24 protein-coding genes are annotated in these 22,341 nt (G+C 68.7%); 5 read left to right on the top strand and 19 right to left on the bottom strand.

Annotation, left to right across the window (positions count from 1 at the left end):
- Positions 1-82: 82 nt before the first annotated feature.
- The 12 genes from map to rplN all read right to left on the bottom strand — a co-directional run bounded on the left by map (position 83) and on the right by rplN (position 7,061).
- Positions 83-901 carry a type I methionyl aminopeptidase gene (map, locus tag HMPREF9336_RS01330; RefSeq protein ID WP_007472081.1) on the bottom strand — a complete coding sequence of 273 codons (819 nt, stop codon included), beginning with the start codon at positions 899-901 and terminating at the stop codon, positions 83-85.
- A gap of 28 nt (positions 902-929) precedes the next feature.
- A complete protein-coding gene (locus HMPREF9336_RS01325) occupies positions 930-1,478 on the bottom strand; it encodes an adenylate kinase (RefSeq protein WP_007472083.1) in 549 nt (182 codons plus the stop codon).
- Positions 1,475-2,788, bottom strand: a complete 1,314-nt coding sequence (gene secY / locus HMPREF9336_RS01320; RefSeq protein WP_021029895.1) for a preprotein translocase subunit SecY — start codon at positions 2,786-2,788, stop codon at positions 1,475-1,477. Before secY ends, HMPREF9336_RS01325 begins: the two co-directional genes overlap by 4 nt.
- Before the next feature lie 75 nt (positions 2,789-2,863).
- The gene (gene rplO / locus HMPREF9336_RS01315) at positions 2,864-3,322 is read right to left on the bottom strand and encodes a 50S ribosomal protein L15 (protein ID WP_007472086.1); all 459 of its coding nucleotides are present in this window, start codon (positions 3,320-3,322) and stop codon (positions 2,864-2,866) included.
- Positions 3,319-3,516: a 50S ribosomal protein L30 gene (rpmD, locus tag HMPREF9336_RS01310; RefSeq protein WP_007472088.1), complete on the bottom strand. Its 198-nt coding sequence runs from the start codon at positions 3,514-3,516 to the stop codon at positions 3,319-3,321. Before rpmD ends, rplO begins: the two co-directional genes overlap by 4 nt.
- Positions 3,513-4,163, bottom strand: a complete 651-nt coding sequence (rpsE, locus tag HMPREF9336_RS01305; RefSeq protein WP_007472090.1) for a 30S ribosomal protein S5 — start codon at positions 4,161-4,163, stop codon at positions 3,513-3,515. The genes rpmD and rpsE overlap by 4 nt, the downstream gene beginning before the upstream one ends.
- Positions 4,164-4,215: 52 nt before the next feature.
- Entirely contained in the window at positions 4,216-4,683 is a 468-nt protein-coding gene (gene rplR, locus HMPREF9336_RS01300) for a 50S ribosomal protein L18 (RefSeq protein WP_007472092.1), read from the bottom strand.
- Positions 4,683-5,225 carry a 50S ribosomal protein L6 gene (gene rplF, locus HMPREF9336_RS01295; RefSeq protein WP_007472094.1) on the bottom strand — a complete coding sequence of 181 codons (543 nt, stop codon included), beginning with the start codon at positions 5,223-5,225 and terminating at the stop codon, positions 4,683-4,685. Before rplF ends, rplR begins: the two co-directional genes overlap by 1 nt.
- 12 nt (positions 5,226-5,237) lie before the next feature.
- On the bottom strand, positions 5,238-5,636 hold the full coding sequence (gene rpsH, locus HMPREF9336_RS01290; protein ID WP_007472095.1) for a 30S ribosomal protein S8: 399 nt from the start codon (positions 5,634-5,636) through the stop codon (positions 5,238-5,240).
- Positions 5,637-5,790: 154 nt separating this feature from the next.
- Entirely contained in the window at positions 5,791-6,360 is a 570-nt protein-coding gene (gene rplE / locus HMPREF9336_RS01285) for a 50S ribosomal protein L5 (RefSeq protein WP_007472097.1), read from the bottom strand.
- A gap of 2 nt (positions 6,361-6,362) precedes the next feature.
- Entirely contained in the window at positions 6,363-6,677 is a 315-nt protein-coding gene (gene rplX / locus HMPREF9336_RS01280) for a 50S ribosomal protein L24 (RefSeq protein WP_040584823.1), read from the bottom strand.
- Positions 6,678-6,692: 15 nt separating this feature from the next.
- On the bottom strand, positions 6,693-7,061 hold the full coding sequence (gene rplN, locus HMPREF9336_RS01275; RefSeq protein ID WP_040584822.1) for a 50S ribosomal protein L14: 369 nt from the start codon (positions 7,059-7,061) through the stop codon (positions 6,693-6,695).
- Between the two features lie 222 nt (positions 7,062-7,283).
- Between rplN and HMPREF9336_RS01270 the strand changes: the two genes are divergently transcribed.
- Positions 7,284-8,453, top strand: coding sequence for a serine hydrolase domain-containing protein (locus HMPREF9336_RS01270; protein ID WP_007472100.1), 1,170 nt, complete (start codon positions 7,284-7,286; stop codon positions 8,451-8,453).
- Between the two features lie 257 nt (positions 8,454-8,710).
- Positions 8,711-9,853 carry a cation:proton antiporter gene (locus tag HMPREF9336_RS01265; RefSeq protein ID WP_007472101.1) on the top strand — a complete coding sequence of 381 codons (1,143 nt, stop codon included), beginning with the start codon at positions 8,711-8,713 and terminating at the stop codon, positions 9,851-9,853.
- Here HMPREF9336_RS01265 and HMPREF9336_RS01260 read toward each other — a convergent pair.
- The 5 genes from HMPREF9336_RS01260 to HMPREF9336_RS01240 form a co-directional block, all read right to left on the bottom strand.
- Positions 9,850-10,701: an alpha/beta fold hydrolase gene (locus tag HMPREF9336_RS01260; protein ID WP_007472103.1), complete on the bottom strand. Its 852-nt coding sequence runs from the start codon at positions 10,699-10,701 to the stop codon at positions 9,850-9,852. The two genes, HMPREF9336_RS01265 and HMPREF9336_RS01260, sit on opposite strands and share 4 nt — an antisense overlap.
- Complete coding sequence (locus tag HMPREF9336_RS01255; protein WP_007472104.1) at positions 10,698-12,476, bottom strand: N-acyl-D-amino-acid deacylase family protein; 1,779 nt, start codon at positions 12,474-12,476, stop codon at positions 10,698-10,700. The genes HMPREF9336_RS01260 and HMPREF9336_RS01255 overlap by 4 nt, the downstream gene beginning before the upstream one ends.
- Before the next feature lie 147 nt (positions 12,477-12,623).
- Complete coding sequence (gene car / locus HMPREF9336_RS01250; protein ID WP_007472106.1) at positions 12,624-16,070, bottom strand: carboxylic acid reductase; 3,447 nt, start codon at positions 16,068-16,070, stop codon at positions 12,624-12,626.
- A 187-nt stretch (positions 16,071-16,257) separates the two neighbouring features.
- On the bottom strand, positions 16,258-17,253 hold the full coding sequence (locus HMPREF9336_RS01245) for an aldo/keto reductase (protein ID WP_007472108.1): 996 nt from the start codon (positions 17,251-17,253) through the stop codon (positions 16,258-16,260).
- Complete coding sequence (locus tag HMPREF9336_RS01240; protein WP_051357103.1) at positions 17,250-17,675, bottom strand: MerR family transcriptional regulator; 426 nt, start codon at positions 17,673-17,675, stop codon at positions 17,250-17,252. Before HMPREF9336_RS01240 ends, HMPREF9336_RS01245 begins: the two co-directional genes overlap by 4 nt.
- Before the next feature lie 120 nt (positions 17,676-17,795).
- Between HMPREF9336_RS01240 and HMPREF9336_RS01235 the strand changes: the two genes are divergently transcribed.
- Positions 17,796-18,500 carry an SDR family oxidoreductase gene (locus HMPREF9336_RS01235; protein WP_007472112.1) on the top strand — a complete coding sequence of 235 codons (705 nt, stop codon included), beginning with the start codon at positions 17,796-17,798 and terminating at the stop codon, positions 18,498-18,500.
- Between the two features lie 117 nt (positions 18,501-18,617).
- On the opposite strand, the gene HMPREF9336_RS01230 is transcribed toward HMPREF9336_RS01235, so the two are convergent.
- On the bottom strand, positions 18,618-19,247 hold the full coding sequence (locus tag HMPREF9336_RS01230; RefSeq protein WP_021029892.1) for a TetR/AcrR family transcriptional regulator: 630 nt from the start codon (positions 19,245-19,247) through the stop codon (positions 18,618-18,620).
- 256 nt (positions 19,248-19,503) lie between these two features.
- Between HMPREF9336_RS01230 and HMPREF9336_RS18200 the strand changes: the two genes are divergently transcribed.
- Positions 19,504-19,662 carry a hypothetical protein gene (locus tag HMPREF9336_RS18200; RefSeq protein WP_156920261.1) on the top strand — a complete coding sequence of 53 codons (159 nt, stop codon included), beginning with the start codon at positions 19,504-19,506 and terminating at the stop codon, positions 19,660-19,662.
- On the opposite strand, the gene HMPREF9336_RS01225 is transcribed toward HMPREF9336_RS18200, so the two are convergent.
- Complete coding sequence (locus HMPREF9336_RS01225; protein WP_244431575.1) at positions 19,649-20,938, bottom strand: alpha/beta hydrolase; 1,290 nt, start codon at positions 20,936-20,938, stop codon at positions 19,649-19,651. The genes HMPREF9336_RS18200 and HMPREF9336_RS01225 overlap by 14 nt on opposite strands.
- Positions 20,939-21,051: 113 nt before the next feature.
- Between HMPREF9336_RS01225 and HMPREF9336_RS01220 the strand changes: the two genes are divergently transcribed.
- Positions 21,052-22,326 (top strand): M20 family metallo-hydrolase, encoded by a 1,275-nt coding sequence (locus tag HMPREF9336_RS01220; RefSeq protein WP_007472117.1) that lies wholly within the window; start codon positions 21,052-21,054, stop codon positions 22,324-22,326.
- The last annotated feature ends 15 nt before the right edge of the window (positions 22,327-22,341 follow it).

Raw genomic sequence — 22,341 nt, 5'->3', positions numbered from 1 at the left:
GACGCACCGCCAACACCCCCGGACCGTCCGCGCCGACAGCAAACCAGTGCAGTCTCCCCACAAGCCGCGCGCATACCCCGTCCTAGACCAACGGCTTCTCGTCCAGACGCACCGTCAGCACCCTCGGGCCGTCCGCGCCGACGGCGACGGTGTGTTCCCAATGGGCCGCGCGAGTCCCGTCTTTCGTCACGACCGTCCAGCCGTCCGGCAGCGTCAACGATTTGCGTCCGCCGAGGGCGACCATAGGCTCGATCGCCAAAGTCGAGCCCACCGCGAGCAACGGGCCCTTGCCCGGCTTGCCCTCGTTGGGGAGGAACGGCTCAAGATGCATCTCGTCGCCGATGCCGTGGCCGCCGAAGTTCGCGACGATCGAGAACTGCCGCCCGAACTTGGCCCTCGACTGCGCGACCGACTGCTCGATCGCGTGCGAGACATCGGTGAGCCGATTGCCGGGCCGCATCGCGCCGATCCCCGCCCACAACGCATCGCGCGTCGCGTCCGAGAGATCCTCGTCCTCCCGCGCGAGTTCGCCGATCCCGAAGGTGATCGCCGAATCCCCATGCCAACCTGCGAGGATCGCCCCGCAGTCGACCGAAACGAGATCGCCTTCGGCGAGGATGAACGTTTTAGACGGGATGCCGTGCACCACCGCGTCGTTCACCGAGATGCAGGTGGAAGCCGGATAGTCGTGGTAGCCGAGGAAGGAAGGGACGGCATTGCTGGCTCGGATCACGTCCTCGGCGACTTTGTCGAGCTTCGCGGTGCTGATGCCGGGGACCGCGGCCGCGCGCACTTCGATCAGCGCCTGCGCGACGACAGCGCCAGCAGCGGCCATCAGCTCGACCTCTTCGGCGTTGCGAACCGGAACGACCCTGTCCTTCTTACGGCGTTTCAACAGCATCGCTCAGAACTCGCGCTGGCTCCGGGGGTCATTTGTCGAGCGCGGCGAGCGCTCGCTCTTGCACTTCTTCGACGGAGCCGACCGCGTCGATGGAGACCACCAAATCCCGGTAGAAGTCCAGCAGTGGCTCGGTCTCGTTCTTATGGATCTGCAGACGGCCCTTGATGATCTCTTCGGTGTCGTCCGCTCGGCCTCGGGCCAGCATCCGCTCCACCACGACTTCTTCCGGGAGCACGAAGGAGAGCACGACGTCGATCTTCTCGCCAAGCTCGGCGAGGATGTCGGAGAGCGCCTCCGCCTGGTCGACGGTGCGGGGGTAGCCGTCGAGGATGTAGCCCTTGCGGGCGTCGGGCTGGGAAAGCCGGTCCTTGACCATCGCGTTGGTCACCGAACTCGGCACCAGCTGGCCGGCGTCGAGGTATTTCTTCGCCTCCTGGCCGAGGGGGGTGCTCTCCCCGATGTTGGCCCGGAACAGATCGCCGGTGGACACGTGCGGCACGTCGAGCGACTTCGCCAACAGCGCTGACTGGGTGCCTTTGCCAGCGCCAGGCAGGCCGAACATGATCACTCGCGTCATTTCAAGAATCCTTCGTAGTTACGCTGCATAAGCTGGCTCTCGATCTGTTTGACCGTGTCGAGCCCGACGTTGACGAGAATCAGCACGGCCGTCCCGCCGAACGGGAGGTTCTGCGCTCCGCCGCTGTTGCCGATCTGCAGGAAAAGGTTCGGCAACACTGCAATGATACCGAGATAAATCGACCCCGGCAGCGTGATCCTGGTCAAGACGAAGTTCAGATACTCGGCGGTGGGTGCCCCTGGGCGGATGCCGGGGATGAAGCCGCCGTACTTCTTCATCTCCTCCGCCCGCTCCTGCGGGTTGAAGGTGATCGCCACGTAGAAGAACGTGAAGAAGACGATCAAGGAGAAGTAGACCCCGATGTACACCGCGCTGGACGGGTTCAGCAGATAGTTCTGCATCCACCGCTGCCACCCGCTCGTCCCGTTCTTCGACAGCAGCTGGGTGATCAGGTTCGGCACGTACAGCAGCGAGGACGCGAAGATGACCGGGATGACGCCGGCCTGGTTCACCTTCAGCGGCAGATACGTGGACGAGCCGCCGTACATCTTCCTGCCCACCATGCGCTTGGCGTACTGGACCGGGATGCGGCGCTGGCCCTGCTCGATGAAGATGACGCTCGCCATGATGACCAGGGCGGCGACGCAGACCAGGGCGAAGACGACGCCGCCCCTGCTGTCGAGGATCTGCTTGCCCTCGGCGGGGATGCGGGCCGCGATGCCGGAGAAGATCAAGAGCGACATGCCGTTGCCGATGCCGCGCTCGGAGATGATCTCGCCGAACCACATCACCAGGGTCGCGCCCGCCGTCATCACCAGCACGATCACGATGAGCTGGAAGAGCTCGTGCTCGTCGAGGATGTCTTTGCTACAACTGCTCAGCAGCTGGCGGCGGTTCGCCAGCGCCACGATCGCCGAGGATTGCAGGAGGGCGAGGGCGACGGCCAAGTACCTGGTGTACTGGGTCATCTTGGTCTGCCCGGACTGCCCCTCCTTGCGCAGCTGCTCGAACCGGGGGATGACGACGGTCAACAGCTGCGTGATGATGCTCGCCGTGATGTACGGCACCACGCCGATGGCGAACACCGACAGCTGGAGGAGCGCGCCGCCCGAGAACAGGTTGATCAGCGAGTAGACACCCTGGCTGTCGCCCTTGGACACCTGGTCGAGGCATTCGTGAACGTTCTTGTAGTTCACCCCTGGCGACGGCAACGTCGCGCCGAGCCGGTAGAGCACGACCATCCCGATCGAGATCAGGATCTTCCGCCTCAAATCAGGCGTTCGGAGTGCCGAAACGAAGGCGGAAAGCAACAATACTCCTGGTGTCTCGTGGGTCAGTTCAGCGCGGTCCTACGACCGGACCGGGATACTCTACACCGCGCCGATCTAGCGCTCGGCGACAGAGCCGCCCGAGGCGAGGATCTTCTCTTTCGCGACTGCCGAGAATTTGTCGGCGGTGACCTGCACTGCGACCGAGATCTCCCCGTCGCCGAGCACCTTCACCAGCTCGCCCTTGCGCACAGCGCCAGCGGCCACGAGCTCCTCGGGGCCGATCTGGCCGCCCTTGGGGAACAGCTCCGCGATGTCGCCGACGTTGACGATCTGGTACTCCACCCGGAACGGGTTCTTGAAGCCCTTGAGCTTCGGCAGGCGCATGTGCAACGGGATGCCGCCGCCCTCGAGCCAGGTCGGAACCTGGTAGCGGGCCTTCGTGCCCTTGGTGCCTCGACCGGCGGTCTTGCCCTTCGAGCCTTCACCACGGCCCACGCGGGTCTTCGCCTTCTTGGCGCCCGGAGCCGGACGCAGGTCGTGCAGCTTGATGACGCTCGACTCCTGCTCGCTCATTTCTTCTTCTCCTCGGTGACAGGCTCGACGACCACGAGGTGGCGCACCACCTGCAGCAGGCCGCGGTTCTGAGCGTCGTCCGGACGGACCACGCTGTGGCGGATCCGCTTGAGGCCGAGCGTGCGCAACGCTTCACGCGTCTTGGGCTTGACCCCGATAGTGCTCTTGATCTGAGTGACTTTCAGCTCGCTCATGCGTGTGCGGCCTCCTGCAACGCGCGCTCGCGGGCCCGCAAGAGGCCAGCGGGGGCGACGTCCTCCAGCGGAAGGCCGCGGCGTGCCGCGACTTCTTCCGGACGCTTGAGGCCCTTGAGCGCGGCGATCGTGGCGTGGACCACGTTGATCGCGTTGTCAGTGCCCATGGACTTGGCGAGCACGTCGTGCACGCCGGCGCATTCCAGCACCGCGCGGGCGGCTCCGCCGGCGATCACACCGGTACCGGGGCTGGCCGGACGCAGCATGACGACACCAGCGGCGGCCTCGCCCTGGATCGGGTGCGGGATGGTGGAGCCGATGAGCGGCACGCGGAAGAAGTTCTTCCGCGCCTCTTCGACGCCCTTGGCGATCGCGGCGGGAACCTCTTTCGCCTTGCCGTAGCCAGCGCCGACGTGGCCCTTGCCGTCGCCGACGATCACGAGGGCCGTGAAGCTGAAGCGACGGCCGCCCTTGACCACCTTGGCGACGCGGTTCACCGCGACGAGGCGTTCGATGTGGTCTTTCTTCTCTTTGTCGACCTGAGTCTCGGCTTCCCGACGGTCCCGACGGTCCCGACGGTCGTTCGAACCCGAATCGCCGGACTGCCCGCCAGACGCGGGGCCTCCGGTGCGTGGCCTTCCTGCCATCACGAAACCTTTCCTGTGTTGAACGTCTTTGTCTTCTTCAACCAGCAGAGCATCAGAACTGCAAGCCTCCGGCGCGGGCGCCGTCCGCCAAAGCCGCGACCCGGCCATGGTAGACGTGGCCGCCCCGGTCGAAGACCACTGCCTCGACGCCGGCTGCCTTGGCGCGGGCGGCGAGCAGCTCGCCCACCTTGGCCGCTTTTGCTTTCTTGTCGCCGCTCACAGCCTGGACGTCGGCCTCGATGGAGGAGGCGGCGGCGAGCGTCACGCCCGCCTTGTCGTCGATGAGCTGCGCGTGGATGTGCCGCGCGGAGCGGTGCACCGCGAGACGCGGCTGCGCCGGGCTGCCTTCGATCCGCTTGCGGAGCCGGTCGTGCCGCGAGGCGCGGAGCCGACGACGCTCGGTCGGCTTGCCGACGCCGAGGATCCCGGTGATCTCGAGGGCGACCTTCTTCTTCTTGATCCGGATCGGGGCGCCTTTTTTGCCGCCAGCCTTCGGGGCAGCTTTCTGTGCCTTAGCCATTACTTCTTACCTGCCTTACCGGCCTTGCGGCGGACAACCTCGCCCGCGTAGCGGATGCCCTTGCCCTTGTACGGCTCCGGCTTCTTGAGCTTGCGAATGTTGGCCGCGACCTCGCCGACCTTCTGCTTGTCGATTCCGGACACCGAGAACTTGGTCGGGGTCTCCACCGCGAAGGTGATGCCCTCCGGGGCGGCGACCGGGACCGAGTGGCTGAAGCCGAGGGCGAACTCGAGGTCCTTGCCCTTCTGCTGCACGCGGTAACCGACGCCAACGATCTCCAGCTGCTTGGTGTAGCCCTGGGTGACTCCGACGACGAGGTTGTTCACCAGCGTGCGCGAGAGGCCGTGCAACGCGCGGTTGCGCCGCTCGTCGTCCGGGCGGACCACCGTGAGCGCGCCGTCCTCGCCGCGCTCGACCTTGATCGGCTCCACCAGGGTGAGGCCGAGCTCGCCCTTGGGGCCTTTCACTTTGACGTCCTGGCCGTCGATGGTCACGTCCACGCCGGACGGGACCTGGATCGGCGCTCTACCAATACGAGACATCTGCGCTTCCTCCTACCAGACGTAGGCGAGGACTTCCCCGCCCACTCCTTGCTTGGCCGCCTGCTTGTCCGTGAGCAAACCTGCGGAGGTGGAAATGATGGCGATGCCGAGGCCGCCGAGCACCCTCGGCAACTGGGTGGACTTGGCGTACACGCGAAGGCCGGGCTTGGAGACCCGCTTGAGGCCTTCGATGCCGCGCTCGCGGCTCGGGCTGTACTTCAGGTCCACGATCAGGTCCTTGCCGGGGGATTTCTCCTCGACGCGGTAGCCCGAGATGTAGCCTTCTTTGACGAGGATCTCGGCGATGTTCTCCTTGATCTTCGAGTGCGGCGCGATCACCTGGTCGTGGTACGCCGTCTGGGCGTTGCGCAATCGCGTCAAAAAGTCCGCGATCGGATCAGTCATAGTCATTTCGCTGACACGCCTTTCTCACCACGGTTCCCCTCAGCGGAGAGGCCTGCGGCGGCATTCGTCATGGTCACAAGTTTCTTGGTCCGGCTCATGTAGCTCGGGGCCTTCGCCCCTTTGTACAGCGTCCTACGGTCGATCTGTCTCATCACAGGCCTCAGTTGTTCGCCTTGAAGGGCATGCCGAGCTGGCGGAGCAGCGCGCGGCCCTCGTCGTTGGTGTTCGCAGAGGTCACGATGGTGATGTCCATACCGCGCGGGCGGTCGATCGAGTCGATGTCGATCTCGTGGAACATCGACTGCTCGTTCAGGCCGAAGGTGTAGTTGCCCCGGCCGTCGAACTGCCGGTCCGAGAGGCCGCGGAAGTCGCGGATACGCGGGAGGGCGATCGAGATGAGCCGGTCGAGGAACTCCCACATCCGGTCGCCGCGCAGCGTGACGCGGGCGCCGATGGGCATGCCCTCGCGCAGCTTGAACTGGGCGATGGACTTGGTGGCCCGGCGGATCTCCGGCTTCTGGCCGGTGATGAGCGAGAGGTCGCGGACGGCCCCGTTGATCAGCTTGCCGTCGCGGGCCGCGTCGCCGACGCCCATGTTCACGACGACCTTGGTGACGCCGGGGATGCGCATGACGTTGGTGTAGCCGAACTCCTCTTGCAGCGCGGCGCGGATTTCCTCGCGGTAGCGCAGCTTCAGCCTCGGCTGGATCTTCTCAACAGCTTCAGTCATGGTCAGATGTCCTTCCCGGTCTTGCGCGAGACGCGGATCTTCTTCCCGTCCTCGTCAACGCGGACGCCGACGCGGGTCGGCTTGCCGTCGGAGCCGACGACGAGCACGTTGGAGACGTGGATCGGAGCCTCTTGGACGACGATGCCGCCCGAGGAGGCTCCGCGCTCGGTGCGCGAGGCCTGCGTGTGCTTCTTGATCCGGTTCACGCCCTCGACCAAGACGCGCTGCTCGGCCGGGTAGGCCTGGAGGACCTTGCCCTTGGCTCCGGCGTCCTTGCCCGCGATCACCAGAACGGTGTCGCCTTTTTGCACCTTCAATTTCGCAGCCATGGACTACAGCACCTCCGGGGCGAGCGAGACGATCTTCATGAAGCGCTTCTCGCGCAGCTCGCGGCCGACCGGGCCGAAGATGCGGGTGCCGCGCGGCTCGCCGTCGTTCTTCACGATGACGGCGGCGTTCTCGTCGAACTTGATGTAAGAGCCGTCGGGGCGACGACGCTCCTTGACAGTGCGGACGACGACGGCCTTGACCACGTCGCCGCTCTTCACGTTCCCACCGGGGATCGCGTCTTTGACCGTGGCGACGATGGTGTCGCCGATCCCGGCGTAGCGACGGCCGGAGCCGCCGAGCACCCGGATGCACAAGATCTCCTTGGCGCCGGTGTTGTCGGCGACGCGCAGCCGCGTCTCTTGTTGAATCACGTACTTCTCTCCTGGATTGTTTTCCATCGAGTGCAGCCCACGTCCCACCCCGTCCGAAGCGTTCGGCGTGAATCGTTTGGCCTGTGTCATGAACACGCAGGGTCGTGGAACCGACCGAGGTCTGTTCAAGACAGCTAGACAAGGCTAGCGGATCGGCGCATCTCGCGCAAATCGCGCTGTTCGAGACCAAAGCCACCGGCAGCCGCGTGCTAGATTGGCGTGATGCCCGTCTCATCCGACCGCGCGGGGCGCGCCGAGCCGGGGTTCGAGCCGCTCGCCGACCTCTTCGGCAGATCCCTCGGGCGGGGCGGCGGGGCGCTGGTCCTGCGCCGGGGCTGCCAGGCGCTCGTCGACGTCTGCGGCGGCTGGGCCGACCGCGCCCGGACTCAGCCGTGGACTCCCGACACGGCCGCCCTTGGCTTCTCGGTCGCCAAGGGGATGGCCTCCACCGTCCTGCACCGCCTCGCCGACCGGGGGCTGATCGACGTCGAAGCCCCGGTCGCCGAGTACTGGCCCGAGTTCGCCGAGTCGGGCAAGGGGCGGATCACCGTCCGCCAGTTGCTTTCGCACCGCGCGGGCCTGTGGGATCTGCGCCCGCTGGTGCGCGAGCCCGACGACTGGCTCGACCATCTCCTCATGGAGGAGCGGCTCGCGGCTGCGGCTCCCGTCTCGCGTTCGGGGGCTCCCGGCTACCACGCCATCGCCTACGGCTGGCTCGCTTCGGGGTTGGCGCGCCGGGTCACCGGGCGCGGGATGCGCCAGCTCGTGCTGGAGGAGATCGCCGAGCCGCTCGGCGTCACGGGCCTGCACATCGGGCGTCCCCCTCCGGGCGTCCCGACCGCGGAGACCATCGGCTCCATGCCGGAGCTCGCGCGGGCGCTGGTCGCATCCGAGCCGGTGTGGTCGAAGTCCCCTTATGTGCCGGGGTTCCTCGCCGCGCTCTACGCCCCCGGCCTCGAACGCCATGTGGCGAGCGGGCGGATTCTCGACACCGAGATGCCGTCGAGCAATGGCATGGTCACCGCGCGCGGGCTTTCGGCCATGTACGCGGCCCTCGCCAACGACGGCGAGTTCGGCGGGCGCAGGCTGCTCTCGCCGCAGCGCGTCCGCATGCTCCGCGACGTGCAGACCACGCGGCGCGACCGCGTGATCCTCGGCGCGAAAATGCGCTGGCGCCTCGGCTACCACCAGGCCACCGGCATACCGGGGCGCCCCGACGGAGCCTTCGGCCACGACGGCATCGGCGGTTCGATCGGCTGGGCGGACCAGGAAGCCGGACTCTCCTTCGCCCTGGTCTGGAACGACGTGGGCGACCGCGCGTCGACGGCCCTGCGGACCGTGCGCGGCTTCCGGCTCGCCAAACTGGCCTGGACGCTCGCCCACACCCGCTGAACGGGCGGCCCCGCGCGGCGGCGGAGCCCGACCGCAGAGGCGCTTGGCGAGGATGCCCTTCGGGATTGTCGGAGAGCAACCACCACACGGGAGGAAAGCGACCAAGCCTCCGTCTTGGACCATGGCGATCACGGGAGCCGCCGAGAAGAGCGGCAGGCCGACCGTGGCCTTGCCCGCCCAGTGCAACGCCACAGGCTCCTCCGGCCCCCGAACCGTCTTCACTCGATCAGGCTCACCACAAGGGCTAGCCTCATGGCATGAGTTTCGCAGCGCTCTGCCTGGTCGTGGTCATCGGGCTGGCGGGCCCGCTGCTCGCCTCGATCCCCAAGGCCCGCGTCCCCGTGGTGATCGGCGAGCTGCTTGTCGGGGTGGTCTTCGGGCGCAGCGGCTTCGCCGTGCTCGACGCGGACGACGGCGTGTTCGCGTTCTTGGCGGACATCGGCTTCGGCCTGGTCATGTTCGTCGCGGGCACCCACGTCCCGGTCCGCAACGCCGAGCTGCGCGCCGCGCTGCCCAAAGCCCTGCTCCGCTGCGTGCCGGTCGGCGTTGCCGCCGCGCTGCTCGGCGTGGCCATCGCGGCCTGGTTCCACACCGGCCACGCCGCCCTCTACGCCGTGCTCATGGCCTCCTCCTCCGCCGCGCTGGTGCTGCCGGTCGTGGACTCCCTGCGCCTGTCCGGCCCGCAGGTGCTCTCCACCACGGCGCAGGTCGCCATCGCGGACACGGCGTGCGTCGTGGCGCTCCCTCTGGTGATCGACCTGGCCCACGCCGGGCGGGCGGCGCTGGGCGCGGCGGCGGTGGCCGGATGCGCGGTCGGGGCGTTCCTGCTCATGCGGGCCGCCGACCGCGCGGGCTGGCTCGACCGGATGCGCGAGTACTCCAAAGAGCGGCGTTTCGCCCTTGAGCTGCGGGTCAACCTCGCGATCCTGTTCTTCCTCGCCGCGCTCGCGGTCCGGGGCCACGTCTCGATCATGTTGGCCGGGTTCGCACTCGGGCTGGTCATCGCGGCGATCGGCGAGCCGAGGCGGCTGGCCAGGCAGCTCTTCGGAATCGCCGAGGGCTTCTTCAGCCCGTTGTTCTTCGTCTGGCTCGGAGCTTCCCTGCACGTCCGCGAGCTGCTGGAGCACCCGGCGCTTGCGGGATTGGGCCTCGCGCTCGGCGCTGGGGCGCTGGCCGCGCATGGGACCGGCAGGCTGCTCGGGCAGCCGCTCCCTCTCGCCGCGCTGGCCTCGGCGCAGCTCGGCGTGCCGGCCGCCGCCGCGAAAGTCGGCGACCAACTGGGCCTGCTCGTCCCAGGGGAGGGCTCCGCGTTGCTCTTCGGCGCGTTGGTCACCGTCGCGGCGACCACGGTCGCGGGCGGGTTCGCCGCCAAACAGCAGACCGCCTCCGCCGGCGGTTAACTGGCGGAGTCGGCGTGCTCGGCGATATGCGCGAGCGCGAACTCGGCGGTCTCCTCCGGGCGCTCGTCTGGGATCCAATGCGAGACGCCTTCGAAGACCTCGAACCGATACGGCCCGGTCGCCTGTCTGGCGCAGAGTTCGGCAGACTTCCGGCTGATCGCGACGTCCCCGTCGCTCCAGACGAACAGCGTCGGGACGGACACCGCGCGCATCAGCTTGCGCACGGCGGTCGAACGGGCCGCCGCGCGATACCAGCTCAGCGCCGCTTTCGCCCGTTTCGGGTCGCCGAGCACGGCGGCCATGTCCGCCAACGCGCCCTCGGGGGCTCCGAAGAAGGAGACCATGAGCTTGCGGGCGGGGGCGAATTGCCACAGCCGTTCGGGCAGCCAGGGGATCTGGAAGACGAACACGTACCACGAGCGCACGAGCTGCGCGAGGCCCGCCGAGGCGAACGCGAGGGGGTGCGGCACGGACAGCGCGGTCAACGTGCGGACCCGGTCGGGGTGGGCCGCCGCGAGCAGCCACGACACCGCCGCGCCCCAGTCATGGCCGAGGACGTCGAACCGCTCGGCCCCTGCTTGGTCGGCCAGCGCGAGCACGTCGTCGACGAGCCGGTCCAGCGTGTAGCTCCCGACCGTGTTCGGCCGCGCGCCGGGCGAGTAGCCGCGCTGGTCGGGGGCGAGCACGCGGAACCCCGCCGCGACAAGGCGCGGGATCACGCCCGACCAGCTCGCGGAGGTCTGCGGGAAGCCGTGCAGCAGGATGACGACGGGGCCGTCCTGCGGGCCTTCGTCGCGGACGTCGAAGGTCAGCCCGTCGTTGGTGAAGGAGGTCAGCCGCGCCGTCATGCCCCCTGGACCGCCCGCAGGTAACGGCCGGTCTGCTTCTGCGCGCCGTATCCCTCCTCGAATTGGCCCTTGCGGCACACGATCTGTCCGCCGACCGCGACGACGGGCACGGTCTCGTCATTGCGGCGCACCATCCGGGGCAGGCCGCCGAAGAATTCGGCGGGCTCCTCGTGGTACTCCTCCAGCGAGCCGTCCAACCGCTCCGGGTCGATCACCACGAAGTCGGCCCGATCCCCAACGCGCAGGTAACCGGCTTCTAAGCCGAAGAACTCGCCGAGTTCGCTCGTCAGGCGGCGCACGGCCTGGCCCATGGTGAGCACCCGCCGCCCGGCCAGCTCCGCGTCCCGCATGCGCTTGAGGAAGCGCAGATGGAAGTTGTAGAAGGCCATGTTCCGCAAGTGCGCGCCCGCGTCGGAGAAGCCCATCTGCAAGTTCGGGTCCTTCGCCATCGCGTCCAGCTCCCGCCGCCGGTGGTTCGCGACGGTCGTCGTCCAGCGGACGTTCTTCTCGCCGTGCTCGACGAGCACGTCCAAGAACGCGTCGAGCGGATGGACGGGACTTCCCTCTTGCTTGGACCGCTCCTTCGCGATCTGCGCGAAGCTCTTGCCGACCAGGCTCTCGTCGGGGCATCCCACGATCACGGCCTCGCGGAAGTCCTTGTGCCACAGCCCAGGCACGCGCCGCTTGAGCGCGAACTCGCGGCGGAACTTGCGCCGGTAGCCCCGGTCGGCCAGCAGCTTGTTGCGCTCGAGCTGGTCCTTGAGGTGCAAAGCCGCCGTCCCCGCGCCGAACTCCTCGAACACCGGCAGGTCGATGCCGTCCGAGTACAGCTCGAACGGCACCGGCATGTGCTGGAACCGGACCTTCGCGTTGAAGAACGCGTTGCCCGCGGCGGCTCCGTAGCGCATGAGCAGGTGCGCCCAGCGGAAGGACTTCGAGTCCGCCGCGACCAAGAGGCTCACCGGCACCTGCCGGCGGCGGCCGAAGAAGCCGCTGGAGGCGAAGAAGAACATCCACGCCATGCTCGGGTTCTTCACATTCGGCGCGCTCTGCAGCATCCGCCCGCGCTTGCGCAGGACCGAGACCAGCCGCAGCCGCTCGTGCCACCACGCGTAGGTGGAGGGCAGGGCGCGGGAGCGGTAGCGGTCGCCGTCGAGCTTGTCGATGGCCGAGTCCATCCCGGACAGGCCGAGCATGCCCGCGTCCAGCGCCTCGTCCAAGAGGGCGGCCATCTTGTCGAGCTCCTTGCGCTTGGGCAGCACGCGCTTGTCGGTGGCGCGGCCGAGCCCCATCACCGCGGCGCGCAGCTCGGAGTGGCCGAGGAAGGAGCTGACGTTCGGGCCGAGCGGCAGGGAGTCGATCGCCTTGACGTAGCCCTCGGCGTTCTCCCAGGTCCGCTGGTCCCGAAGCGCCCCGAGCACGTACTGGCGCGGCACCGCCTCGACCCGGCTGAACAGGTCCGCGGCGTCCTCGTTGGACGCGAACACCGTGGACATCGAGCAACAGCCCAGCACCGCAGTGGTGACGCCGTGGCGCACCGACTCGCCCAGCCCGGGGTTGAGCAGCACTTCCGCGTCGTAATGGGTGTGCATGTCGATGAACCCGGGGGCCACCCACTTGCCCGTCGCGTCGATCACTTCGGGGCAGCCGGTCTCGTCCAACGGCTCCGAGGACACCGAGGCCACCCGCCCATCGCGGATGCCGAGATGCGCGCGCACCGGGTCAACGCCGGTGCCGTCGAACCAGAGGCCGTCTTTGACGATGATGTCGAACATGGGGCTGCCTTTCTGCGGTTTATACGGCTCATCGTAATCCTGATTTATGCCCTAGGTCACAGGATGTTCCTCCAAACGCGTCACGGGGCATCGGCATCGTGATGGAAATCACCATCGGAGCCCGACCCGGACACGGCTGCGCTCCGCTCAGAGGAGTCCGAGAGCCTTCAGGTCGTCCGCGTATTTCACGATCAGCGCCTTGCCGAGATGCGGCACGTCGTGGTCGGAGCCCACCTGCGCGGCTTTGACCGCGCCCTGGAACTTCCCGGTCGGATAGACACTGCCGTCCACGGGCGGATGCGGGAACGAGTAGGCGCGCAACAGCGGCAGCAGGGAATGCTGGCGCTGCGCTTCGGGCAGGCCGCGCACGGCGGTCTCGAACCGGGCGAACCATTCCTTGTGGTCGTCGATCCTGGAGATCGGATGCCCGGCCTCGATGAGCCAGTCCACGAACTCGTCCAAGCCCACCCCGTCGTGGTGCGGGTTGAACACGTCGAAGCTGCGGAACCCCGCGCCGCCGTCGAACCAGCTCGGCTCCGCGCCGAGCGTGGTGATGGCCTCGGCGGTGAAGTCCACGGGGATGCCGTCGTAATGCGCCCGCTGGCGTTCGCCCGCCGCGCCCTGCTGGTAGAAGGACTTGGGCGCGATCCCGGTGGCCAAAAGGCTCAGGACGAGCCTGGTGAACTGGTCGGGGACGTTGAGCTGTCCGGTGTACCGGGTGTGCGCGAGGATCATGTCCGAGCGGAACACCGCCACCGGCAGGCCCACAAGCTCGTGCGCTTCGCGCAGCAGCACCTCCCCCGCCCATTTGCTGTTGCCGTAGCCGTTCGCGTACCCATCGCCCAAGGGCCGTTCGGGGACCACGGCCCGGATGTCGCCGTCCTCCTCGAAGGAGGAGGGCTCCACGCCCGCCGCGACCGCCACCGTGGAGAGGTAGGTGACCGGCTTGCGCTTGGCGGTGATCGCGAGCCGGATGATCTCCGCCGTGCCGACCACGTTCGGCCCGAACAGCTGGTGGTACGGCAGAACGTGGTTCACAAGGGCCGCCGGGTGGACGATGACGTCCACCTCCTCGGCCAGCCGGTCCCATGCCGCGTCGTCCAAGCCGAACTTCGGCTCGCCCACGTCCCCCGGGACCACTTCCAACCGCCCCTCGGCAAGTTCGGCGAACCTGGCGGCCAGGGCCGGGTCCGTGCCGAGCGTTTCTTCGATCCGCCTGCGCGCCGCAGCCGCGTCTTTCCCCCGGACCAGGCAGATCAGCTTCCCGCCGTCCTGCCCCGATCGGGCGAGCCGTTCGAGCTGTTCCAACGCGAGGAAACGCCCGAGCCAGCCGTTCGCGCCCGTCAAGAGCACCGTGCGGACCTGGTCGGCGGCCGGAAGGCCCTTCGCGGCGGCAAGCAGGTCTTCAGGGAGGAATTTCTCCAGCGTCAGCTCGCTCGCTCGGATCCTCGTCGCCCCCGCGCCGTGCACGGAGGCCGCCGTCGGGGCGCTCGCCCCGGCGCGCTCGGCCTCGATGTGCTTGGCGATCCCGGCGAGCGAGGCGGTCGGGCCGATGATGATCCGCACCGGCACCTCGACTTCGAAGACGTCGTGCAGCAAGTTCGCAAGGCTCAACGCGGAGAGCGAGTCCCCGCCGAGGTCGGCGAAGTTCGCCTCAGGGCCGACCTCCGCGCCCTCGGAGCCGGAGATCGCGACGGCGGCCCGCACGACGGTCTCGACCACCGGGCGCTGTCCCGCGCCGTCCCGCAGCGCGCGCAGCTCGTCCGCCTGGCCGTGCGCGATCTCGTCGTAGCGCGCCTCCAGCGCCTCGCCGTACCGGGCCTTGAGCTTCGGGCGCAGCAGCTTGCCGACCTCGGAGAGCAGGCCGTTCTGCGTGGTGAACGGCTCGGTCTCGATCAAGAAGTCGCGCGGGACCTCGTAAGACTGCAGGCCAGCCTCTTTCGCGATCTTCTGCAGCGAGGCGGCGATGAGCGGCTTGGCCTCCTCCTGGTCCCGCGCGCCGAGGACTTCGGCGTTCGGCACGACGACCGCGAGCAGGAAGGAGCGCTCGCTGTTGCCGTAGACGAAGATCTGCTTCACGTACGGGCTCGTGCCGTACGCGGCTTCGAGCTTCGCGACGGCGACGAACTCGCCTTGGGAGAGTTTGAGGACGTTCTTGCTCCGGTCCACGTACACCAGGTGGTCCGGCGCGATCTCGGCCATCACGTCGCCGGTCTTGTAGTAGCCCTGCGCGTCGAACACCTCCGCTGTGATCTCGGGGCGCTTGTAGTAGCCGGAGATCAGGCTCGTCGAGCGGATGCACAGCTCGCCCCTCGGGTAGGGCTTGTCAGTGGTGCGATAGCCCAGCTCGGGCACGTCGACCAGCTTGTAGTCGATGACCGGCGGGCGCTGGATGATCCCGTTGCGCATGACGCCGAGCGCCTCGGTCGAGCCGTAGCCGTCGAGCAGCGGGAAGCCGAGCACCTCCTCCATGAACGCGCGCATCTCCGGCGACAGCGGGGCGGAGCCGCACACCGCGACCAGCAGCCGACCGCCGAGCACCCGTTCGCGCAGCTCCGCGACGTCCTGGCCGCGCTGGCTCTCCTGGAACAGCATCTCGCAGACCCTGGGGACCAGGGCGAGGAAGGTGGGGCGGGCGAGCGCGATGTCCTCGAAGAGGGTGGAAAGGTCGCTGTTCGCGGTGAAGTGGGCGGTCCCGCCCGCCGAGAGCGCCCCGGCGAGGACCGCCCGCCCGTAGGAGTGGCTCAGCGGCATGTAATGCAGCGAGATGTTCGGCATCCCCGGCACCACCGGCGTGCGCCCCCAGAGCTGGGACACCAGGCGCTGCGAGTACATCGCCCCCTTCGGGGCCCCGGTCGAGCCGGACGTGTAGATCAAGAGGGCCAGCGGGTCTTCGCCCTCGGCGGGCTCGAACAGCGGGGCTTCCGGCAGCGCCTCGCCTCGGGCCGCCAGGTCGGCGAGGGTCTCGACGACCACGGCCCGCCCGGCCCGCGCCAGCTGCTCCTCGGCATCGGCGAGGGCGCCTCGGCGCTCGTCCGCCGCGCTCTCCGAAGCGTCCGGGCCGCGCAGGTCGAACACGACGAGCCGCTGCACGCTCGGGGCCGCCAGCGCGCAGGCAACGGCCCCTTCGAGACTGCTCGCGCTCGCCGCGAGCACCTTCGGCTCGGTCTCCTCGAGGATCCCGACGAGCTGGGCGAGCGAAGCACCCGCCTGCAACGGCACGGACACCAGCCCCGACCTCGCGGCCGCAAGGTCGACGGCGACGTAGTCCGGGCTGGTGAAACCGACCGTGGCGACGAAGTCGCCCGGCGCGAGGCCGTCCGCCTGCCACGCCGCCGCAATCGCCCCGACCCGCGCCCACAGCTCCCCGTAGCTGATCGTCTCGTATCCCGCGCCGACCCGGTGGGCGAGCGCCGGGCGCTCGGCGTACCCGCGCATCAGCGTGTCCAAGTAGCGGGTGAACGAGAGCGAGGGGTCCGACACGGCCTCGACCACGGCGGGGTCCGGCGCGGCGGCCGCGAACTGCGGGTCCGTCGCGCTCAGCTCCCCGATCCTCTGGAAGAAACGCTTCGCCCGCTCTTCGCCGTCGCCCATGGCCGTCCTTCCGTCCGAGTGATGAAGCCCGCGAACATCAATTCGCCATTGCTAACTATAGAGTCGGATCGGGCTTCGCGCTCATGCGCGCCGATCCGTTACGCTCTTCCGGCGAGGTCGTTGGCCGTGTGGGGCATGGCGTTGGCACTGCTGGCTGGGTGTTCGCGGCGGCTGCGCCGCGTGAGCGTCACTCCCGGTCTGCGGAGATCGGGGTGATCGAGCGGGGCCCGACCGCGGCCTGCGCCGCCTCGTCCAGCCGGGCCAGCGCCTCCTCGGACAGGCGCAGGCCCACCGCGCCCGCGTTCTCCTCCACCCGCGCGGCCCGGCGGGTGCCCGGAATCGGCGTCACCGCAAGGCCGTGCTGTCTCCCTTTCGCGTAGAGCCAGGCGATGGCGGTCTGCGCCGGGGTCGCCCCCGCTTGCGCCCCGACGTCGCGCACCAGGTCGGCGATCTTGAGGTTCGCCGCGAGGTTCTCCTCGTTGAACCGGGGCAGCAGGCGGCGGAAGTCCGCGCCATCGAACGAACTCGACGTGACCTGCCCGGCGAGGAACCCCCGCCCCATCGGCGCGTACGGCACGAAACCGACGCCAAGCTCCGCCGCGGCCGGCACCACCGCGCGCTCCACGTCCCTGCTGAAGATGCTCCATTCGGATTGGACGGCAGCGATCGGATGCACCGCGTTGGCCCGGCGCAGCTCGGCCGAGGTCACCTCGGAGAGGCCGATATGCCGGACCTTGCCCTCCGCGACGAACTCGGCCATCGCGGCGACGCTGTCCTCGACCGGCGTGTCCGGCGCGGGGCGGTGCAGATAGTAGAGGTCGACATGGTCGGTGCCGAGCCGGCGCAGACTCGCCTCCAAGCTCTCCCGCGCGTGCTCGCGGTCGCCCCGGAGTCGGAATTCGCCGGTCCTCGGGTCGCTTTCGATCCCGAACTTGGTGGCGAGCTGCACTTCGTCCCGCCGCTCTCGCAGCAGCTTCGCGATAAGCTCCTCGTTGGACCCCATGCCGTAGATGTTCGCGGTGTCGATGAACGTCACCCCGAGGTCGACGGCCTTGTGCAGCGTGGCGAGGGACTCTGTGTCGTCGGCCTCGCCGTAGACGGAGGAAAGGCTCATCGCGCCGAACCCGATGGCGCTGGTGGACAGCCCGTCGCCGAGCGCTGTTCTTGGCAAAGACATCGTCATCGCTCTTTCCGGTCGACGTTCAGCGGGATGGACTCGCACACGGACCTGCTGACCTGCCCGGTGTAGTACGCGACTTTCAACTCCACCACCGCGAGGTCTTCCGCCAGCCGTTCCTGCTCGGCGAGGATCCGCGCGCGCTGGGCGAGCAGCAGCCGCAACCGCTCGGCGTGGGTCTCCTCGCCGCCCTGGAGCAGCTCGATGAACCGCCGCATGTCGCGGACCGGCATCCCGGTGCGCCGCAGCCGCAGCATCAAAACGATGCGCTCCACGTCGGATTCGGAAAACCGGCGCTGGCCGCCCGCGTTGCGGCGGATGGTCGGGAAAAGGCCCTCGCGCTCGAACCAGCGCAACGAATCGACCGACAGGCCGGTCTCCGAGGCCACTTCGCCGATGGTGAGTTCCCGGCTGTGCACTGTGGTCATGCCTCCACGCTAGAACCTGGAGGGCGCTCCAGGTCAAGCGAGCTGCGCGTCACACTGGACCCGGAGCGGCGTCCAGGTTCTAGGCTGGACGAGAGCGACACGGAACAGAAAGCAGGCGCGATGCGGATCGAAGGCAGAACGGCACTGGTCACCGGGGCGAACCGAGGAATCGGCAAGGCGTTCGCCCAAGAGCTGCTGCGCCTGGGGGCGGCGAAGGTCTACGCGGCGGCCCGCGATCCCGAGACCGTCGCATACGAGGGGGTGGTCCCGCTCGCGCTCGACGTGACCGACCCCGCCGCCATCGCGGCGGCGGCCGAGGCCGCTGGCGAAGCCTCCGTCCTCGTCAACAACGCGGGCTTCTTGGTCCCCACGCCGCCGCTGACCGCCTCGCTCGACGAAGCCCGCAAGCTTCTAGAGGTCAACTTCCTCGGGACATGGGCGGTCACGCAGGCGTTCGCGCCGGTCATCGTCCGAAACGGCGGCGGGGCGGTCGTGAACATGCTCTCCGTCGCCTCCTGGGCCAGCGGGGCCATCGACACAGCGGGCTACGCCGCGAGCAAGGCCGCGCAGTGGGCCGTCACGAACGCGCTGCGCCGGGCACTTGCGCCGCAAGGAGTCCGCGTGGTCGGCGTGCACGTCGGCTGGGTGGACACCGACCTCGCCTCAGGCGTGGCGGCCGAGAAAACCTCCCCGGAGGACGTCGCCCGGATCGCCCTGCGAGGGCTCGCGGAGGACCGCGACGAAGTGCTCGTCGACCGGCGCGCGAAAGAGGTCAAGGCATCCCTCTCCGGCGAGCGCCCCGCGTATCTGCCCGACCCCCGGTGACTCCGCGTCAGCGCGGGGCTTGCCCCGCGAACCTGGGGAACAGCGCCGCCGCGTTGCCCCGGCCGATCGCGGCGTACTCCTCGGGGACCGCATGCTGGTGGGCGTCGATCCTGTCGCTCATCGCGCCCCCTTCTGTTGCGACGGCCACGTGGAGATCGCCTGGTAGACGAAACGGGCGTGCAGCTCGAAGAGCCGAGGCAAGTCCACGGCGTCCCCGTCGACCTCTTTCGCGACGAACAGTCCGTCCCCGCCCGCCATCGCGTACGTGACGACGGTGGAGAAATCCGGCTCGGGGAAGTCGGGGAAAAGCTCACGGAGCATCCCCTCGACGCTCTGGCGCGCGAGGAAGCGCACGTGCAAGAACATCTCTCTGGCCCGCGCCTCCGTCGGCCTGCGTTCGAGCGAGAGCATGAGGCCGAGCCGAAGGAACGTCGGGCGCGCCTCGATCGCCTCGCCGAAGCTCCGCGCCATCTGCGCCGCCCGTTCCTCCGGGCAGCCCGCCTCCTCGCCGGGCAGGACGAAATAGGAAGAGAGCTGATCGTAGCCGTGTTGCAGCGCGGCCGCGATCAATTCGTCCTTATCCTTGAAATGCCAGTAAATCGAGCTTGCGGGCAAACCGCAGGCTTCGCTCACCGCCGAGATGCTGGTGCCCTCGTAGCCGCGCTCCCCCGCGACCAGCATGGCGGCCTCCAAGATTTTCGCCCGAGAGCGTTCCCCGTTCGCCCGTCGTCGGCGCTGTTCCGCCATCGCAACCTCCATTCATGGAATGAGTACTACAACAATAGCAGGGTTCTCCTGTTCGGATAGGCGCACGAGAGCGCGTCTGCTGATTTGACGAAACGAATGCCCGGCATACTGCGCGAATGGCCGATCAGCAGGGCGAACGCTCCTCAATCTTCTTCCAGCTCGCCGCCGCTGTCATCCTCGGCTCCCGCATCGGAAGGCTGCGGCCGGGTTTCGGAGCCGACTCCAAACCGCTCGCGGACGGATCAGAGTCAAAGCGTTGGTCTACTTCGAGGCCGCCACCGCATTCGCCCTGCTCTTCGGGCTCGTCGGCAGCCTCGTGCGGCCGGGCGCGAGGTTGCGCGCAGGCCTCGCGACCCTGTCCGCCGGAGCAGATGCGCGAGGCGCTGGGCCGACCTTGGCGCTCAGCGGCCCTTGACCGCGAGGTCCGGGCGACCGACGACCACGGCGGCCATGTTGTAACCGCTCATGCGCAGCTCGCCGTTCGGGGCCACGCGCGGGTACTCCGCGTGCCCGTGCGCCCGCTCGTGGCGCAGCCCGTCGCCGACGCCGACGCCTTCGTGCGTGGACAGGCGCACGATCCACGGGAACGTGGTGGGGAAGCCACCGTACGCGATCCTCGGGCCCCACTCCGGAATGCGCCGGATGGGGTCGTCGTCGGATTCGAGCACGAACGCGTGGTTCGGGGCCAGGCCGAGCTGGTCGGGGTCGGCGGTCTCGGTCATGTCGATGCCGGGCGAGCCGTAGAACACGGCGTTCGAGACGGTCCCCTTCGGCAGCTGCTGCAGCGCGAGGGAGACGACGAGCGAGCCGTAGGAGTGGCCGAGCACGGTGATGTCCGGGCGCTGGGCCGAGGAGTCGGCGGCAGGGCGCCACACCGCGGCGAGGCCCTGGCAGAACCGGGCGAAACTCTCCGATCCGGCCCGCGCCCTGCTGTCCTGGCTGAGCTCGTAGACGCCTTTGAGCTCGTCCCCCCAGCCAGGGCCGGGGTTGGTCCCCTCCCAGTTGAACTGCGGCGGGTCGTAGCCGATCCAGGCGATCGAGGCGACCGATTCGTCCGAGCCCTGCTTGCGCAGGATGGTCTCGCCCTCGCTCTTGAGCTTCGCGGCCTCGTCGACCATGCCGGTCAGCGTCTGCCCCGGCGAGGAGTTGATCCCCGGCGTGGTGATCGAGATGTGGTCCGCGGTGTCGGGGTCGCCGATCGCGATGGCCGCCTTGCCGCGTTCCCCCGAACTCATGTCCAAGAGCAGCAGTTTGGCTTCGGGGTGGGCGGCGAGCGAGCGCTCCACCGCCGCGAGGCCTTCGAGTTTGCGCTCGGCGTAGAAGAGGTCGGAGTCCTTGTCGTTGAAAGCCCCGTGGAACTTGTCGGCGGCCAGCTCGCGCCGCAGCTTGTCCCTCGCGGCCTCCAGCTCGGCACGGCGGCGCGGGATGAGCGAGCGATTGGCCTGGTCGCGGACGCTCGCCGTGACGCCGTCCCGGTTGCCGATCAGCTCCGGGTAGCGCTTGGCGAAGCCCGACTGGCCGTCCAGCTCCGCGGCGGCTTCGTGGGTCTGCTCGCCGAGGAGCGCTTCCGCGAACACGCTCTCGTGGGGTTTGCCCGGCTCCACCGCGCACTGGCCGCTCCAGAGCAGCGCCAAAGCCAGCGCGAACGGCACACTCCTCCTGCGGCTCAGCAACGCGCGAGGATTGATCACTCGGGCGATCTTACCGTCTGTTCGGCGAGCCTGGCTAGTACGTGCGCGCGAATTGATCACCCGATGTGGTGATCGCAACATGCGCGCAAAGGCCGCTCGTGCCAGAATACGGTATGCCGACACCGCAGATCGACCAGGCGTTTCTCGAGGATTTCCGCGCGCTTTCCGCATTCGGCGCGACCCCGGCGGGCGGCGTGGACCGGCAGGCCGCGACGGCGGCGGACGGGGCGCAGCGGCACTGGTTCGCGGGCTGGCTCGCCGAGCGCGGGTTCTCCGTCCGCTACGACAAGATCGGCAACCAATTCGGGCTCCTCGACCTCGTCCCCGGCGCGCCGTACGTGTTCGTGGGCTCGCATCTGGACAGCCAGCCCCTCGGCGGGCGCTTCGACGGAGCGTACGGAGTGCTCGCGGGGGCGCATGCCGCGTGGCGGCTCGCGCAACGGTGGCAGGCCGACGGGACGGAGCCGAAATACAATCTCGCCGTCGTGAACTGGTTCAACGAGGAGGGCTGCCGGTTCCGACCGAGCCTGATGGGCTCGGGCGTGCTCACCGGCAAGTTCGACCTCGAAGCCACCCTCGCCATCGCGGACGAAGCCGGGACCACCGTGGCCGCAGCCCTCGCCGCGATCGGCACGATCGACCCGGAGGGGGAGGCCCCCGAACCCGCCGCCTACGCCGAGATCCATATCGAGCAGGGCCCGGAGCTGGAGCGGGAGGGGCTGGCCATCGGCGTGGTGGACGCGACGTGGGCGGCGAAGAAGTTCGAACTCCTCGTGCGGGGCGAGCAGTCGCACACCGGCTCGACGCCGATGGAGTTCCGACACGACGCCCTGCTCGGCGCGGCCCTGGTGATCGCGGCGGTGCGCGACCAGGCCGACCGGCACGCCGACGTGCCGCTGCACGCTTGCGTGAGCTATTTGACTTTGGAGCCGAACTCCCCGGTCACCACCGCGCGCGAGGTGCGCCTGCACGTGGACAGCCGCTGCGCGGACGAGCGCGTGCTCGAACAGGCGAAAGCCGACCTGTTCGCGGCCTTCGCCCAGATCGAGGAGCGCGCAAGGGTGAAGATCGAGCAGGTCGCGGCGCACGAGTGGGGCAACCTCGCTTATCAGCCCGAAGGCGTGAAGCTGGCGCTGGACGTGGTGGACGGGCTCGGCCTGCCAAGGCGCACCATCATGACCGTGGCGGGGCACGACTCGACCAATATGAAAGACCTCGTGCCGACCATCATGCTGTTCATCCCGAGCGTGGACGGCATCTCGCACAACGAGCGGGAGTACACCGAGGACAAAGACCTGCTCGCCGGGCTGCGCGTGCTCACAGAGGCGTTGGCGAGGATGGCGCAGGGCGAGCTGGACGGGGCGAAGCCCGCAGGGCCGGGGCTGTAAGCCCCCGTCGGCCCT

The sequence above is a fragment of the Segniliparus rugosus ATCC BAA-974 genome (assembly GCF_000185725.2).
Lineage (GTDB): Bacteria > Actinomycetota > Actinomycetes > Mycobacteriales > Mycobacteriaceae > Segniliparus > Segniliparus rugosus.
Note: the sequence above shows the minus strand (reverse complement) of the source record. Positions and strands in the feature narration are given on the sequence as shown.

What these genes read in the sequence shown, in the direction of transcription:
- HMPREF9336_RS01245 (WP_007472108.1), bottom strand. Translation starts at nt 17,253, where the DNA reads ATGACGATGTCTTTGCCAAGAACAGCGCTCGGCGACGGGCTGTCCACC.
- rplR (WP_007472092.1), bottom strand. Translation starts at nt 4,683, where the DNA reads ATGGCTAAGGCACAGAAAGCTGCCCCGAAGGCTGGCGGCAAAAAAGGC.
- HMPREF9336_RS01220 (WP_007472117.1), top strand. Translation starts at nt 21,052, where the DNA reads ATGCCGACACCGCAGATCGACCAGGCGTTTCTCGAGGATTTCCGCGCG.
- rpsH (WP_007472095.1), bottom strand. Translation starts at nt 5,636, where the DNA reads ATGACTATGACTGATCCGATCGCGGACTTTTTGACGCGATTGCGCAAC.
- rpsE (WP_007472090.1), bottom strand. Translation starts at nt 4,163, where the DNA reads ATGGCAGGAAGGCCACGCACCGGAGGCCCCGCGTCTGGCGGGCAGTCC.
- rplO (WP_007472086.1), bottom strand. Translation starts at nt 3,322, where the DNA reads ATGAGCGAGCAGGAGTCGAGCGTCATCAAGCTGCACGACCTGCGTCCG.
- map (WP_007472081.1), bottom strand. Translation starts at nt 901, where the DNA reads ATGCTGTTGAAACGCCGTAAGAAGGACAGGGTCGTTCCGGTTCGCAAC.
- rpmD (WP_007472088.1), bottom strand. Translation starts at nt 3,516, where the DNA reads ATGAGCGAGCTGAAAGTCACTCAGATCAAGAGCACTATCGGGGTCAAG.
- HMPREF9336_RS01270 (WP_007472100.1), top strand. Translation starts at nt 7,284, where the DNA reads ATGCCCGTCTCATCCGACCGCGCGGGGCGCGCCGAGCCGGGGTTCGAG.
- HMPREF9336_RS01260 (WP_007472103.1), bottom strand. Translation starts at nt 10,701, where the DNA reads ATGACGGCGCGGCTGACCTCCTTCACCAACGACGGGCTGACCTTCGAC.
- HMPREF9336_RS01235 (WP_007472112.1), top strand. Translation starts at nt 17,796, where the DNA reads ATGCGGATCGAAGGCAGAACGGCACTGGTCACCGGGGCGAACCGAGGA.
- HMPREF9336_RS01230 (WP_021029892.1), bottom strand. Translation starts at nt 19,247, where the DNA reads ATGGCGGAACAGCGCCGACGACGGGCGAACGGGGAACGCTCTCGGGCG.
- rplE (WP_007472097.1), bottom strand. Translation starts at nt 6,360, where the DNA reads ATGACTGAAGCTGTTGAGAAGATCCAGCCGAGGCTGAAGCTGCGCTAC.
- rplF (WP_007472094.1), bottom strand. Translation starts at nt 5,225, where the DNA reads ATGTCTCGTATTGGTAGAGCGCCGATCCAGGTCCCGTCCGGCGTGGAC.
- HMPREF9336_RS01325 (WP_007472083.1), bottom strand. Translation starts at nt 1,478, where the DNA reads ATGACGCGAGTGATCATGTTCGGCCTGCCTGGCGCTGGCAAAGGCACC.
- HMPREF9336_RS01240 (WP_051357103.1), bottom strand. Translation starts at nt 17,675, where the DNA reads ATGACCACAGTGCACAGCCGGGAACTCACCATCGGCGAAGTGGCCTCG.
- car (WP_007472106.1), bottom strand. Translation starts at nt 16,070, where the DNA reads ATGGGCGACGGCGAAGAGCGGGCGAAGCGTTTCTTCCAGAGGATCGGG.
- HMPREF9336_RS01265 (WP_007472101.1), top strand. Translation starts at nt 8,711, where the DNA reads ATGAGTTTCGCAGCGCTCTGCCTGGTCGTGGTCATCGGGCTGGCGGGC.
- HMPREF9336_RS01255 (WP_007472104.1), bottom strand. Translation starts at nt 12,476, where the DNA reads ATGTTCGACATCATCGTCAAAGACGGCCTCTGGTTCGACGGCACCGGC.